The sequence below is a fragment of the Promicromonospora umidemergens genome, from assembly GCF_024171995.1.
GTDB classification, from domain to species: domain Bacteria; phylum Actinomycetota; class Actinomycetes; order Actinomycetales; family Cellulomonadaceae; genus Promicromonospora; species Promicromonospora umidemergens.
This window is the reverse complement of the sequence record NZ_JAMTCT010000062.1, coordinates 1-1,718: the sequence shown is the minus strand read 5'-3', so window position 1 is coordinate 1,718 and position 1,718 is coordinate 1. Positions and strand designations below refer to the sequence as shown.

Annotated in this window: 2 protein-coding genes; both read left to right on the top strand. The window is 66.3% G+C overall.

Annotation, left to right across the window (positions count from 1 at the left end):
• The first annotated feature begins 235 nt into the window (after window positions 1–235).
• Window positions 236–700, top strand: a complete 465-nt coding sequence (locus APR04_RS30260) for a glycine-rich domain-containing protein (RefSeq protein ID WP_253878357.1) — start codon at window positions 236–238, stop codon at window positions 698–700.
• 20 nt (window positions 701–720) lie between these two features.
• Window positions 721–1,509, top strand: coding sequence for an aminoglycoside phosphotransferase family protein (locus APR04_RS30255; RefSeq protein WP_253878355.1), 789 nt, complete (start codon window positions 721–723; stop codon window positions 1,507–1,509).
• Window positions 1,510–1,718 lie beyond the last annotated feature (209 nt).

The window sequence follows — 1,718 nt, the reverse complement described above, 5'->3', positions numbered from 1 at the left end:
GTCCGAATAGTCCTTCATGGACATAAATCTGACTCGCTTCCTCCGGATCAAGCAGATCCAGTATCAGCGTGTCCACCAAACGGGGGGAGCCCCCCTACCCCTGAGCAGCCTGTAGCCGCCGCCATTGATCTTGCGGCTGGGCAGCCCCGGACCCCCGTACCACTGCCCGGCCGCAGGCCTGCCCCATGGCGGGTGCAGGTACAAAGCACTACCCCGTACAACGAGGAGGAAGCACATGACCATCATCACCGCACACGACCTGCGCGAGGGCAGGTCGCTCGTGGACCCGGCGTTGTTCCAGAAGCTCACGGAGCGTGTCGCCACCGAGCACGACCACGACCTGGGCATGGCGGCACGGATCGTGGACCAGGCGCTGGCGTTCCTGGGCACCACCGCCACCCACCAGGGGCGACCCTTGTCGCCGTCGGACGAGGTCGACCCGGGGTGGCACGAGTTCATCCTGCACACCGTTGACTACGCTGCGTTCTGCGAGCGGATCGCGGGCCGGTTCCTGCACCACGTGCCCACCGACCCCGAAGACCCGGCCACCCTGGGTGAGTCCGCTCACGAGGCGATCCAGTACACCGTAGACGCCATCGCCACCGCCGGGTTCTACGTCGACACCGACCTATGGCCCACGGCGCACTCGGTCGCCTGCTCGCAGTGCCACCAGGGCTGCACCAGCTCCACCGCACCGTGACCAACCACTAGGAGAACACGATGCACCGCCGCTCATGGGAGGAACTACCCACCGAACTCCGGCAGGCCATCGAGGCAGAGTGCGGGACGGTGCTCCGCGCCGAAGCGCCGTCGGCCGGCCGCAACTCGACGTTCGCCGCGTTCCTGCACACGGTCGACGGGACGGTGTTCGTCAAGGGCGTTCCCGACTACGACCGGCTGGTCACCGTGCACGAGCACGAGATCCAGATCAACTCCCGACTACGGGACGCGGTGCGTGATGCGCCGCGTCTGCTGTGGACCGTGCAAACCGAAGGATGGCTGCTCGCCGGGTACGAGATCGTGCCCGGCGAGCACGCCGACCTCACACCCGGTTCACCCGACGTCCCGGCCGTGGTCGAAGCCCTCTCCCGCCTCGCTCAGCAACTCACCCCGAGCCCTGCTCCTGGTGTGTCGCCGCTCAGCAAGCGATACGCGCGCCTGGCTGGATGGCAGTGGCTCGCGGACCATCACGTGGACCAGCTCGACGCGTGGGAGAAGCAGCACTTGGACCTGCTGCTCCACTTCGACGACGAAGTGCCGAGCATCCTGCCCGGGTACTCCTTGGTCCACGGCGACATCCACCAGCTCAACTTGCTCGTGCACGGCGACCAGGTCCGTCTGATCGACTGGGCCTGGTCCCGGACCGGACCACCCTGGGTCGACGCCGCGCTGCTGGTTCCCCGGCTGATCGCTGAGGGACGTGAACCAGCCGAGGCCGAGCGGCTCGTGTCCGACACCTGGGGCATGCAGCACACAAAAAGCGCAGTTGAGTCCCTGATAGTGGTGTAGCGCGGTCGCCGGGATCGTCGTCTTCGACGAGACGTAGTGCGGCCACCGCGTGATCCTTCGAGTGAACCCTTCACAGCACTCTCGAACGGAAACATCACGATGACCGCACCTCATATTGTTGACCCTGCCGGCCTGCTTGGCGAGGCACTCTCGGAGGCCTCCCCGGACCTGATGCGTGACCTGCTGCAGACGATGATCAACGCCCTGCT

What these genes read in the sequence shown, in the direction of transcription:
- APR04_RS30255 (WP_253878355.1), top strand. Translation starts at nt 721, where the DNA reads ATGCACCGCCGCTCATGGGAGGAACTACCCACCGAACTCCGGCAGGCC.
- APR04_RS30260 (WP_253878357.1), top strand. Translation starts at nt 236, where the DNA reads ATGACCATCATCACCGCACACGACCTGCGCGAGGGCAGGTCGCTCGTG.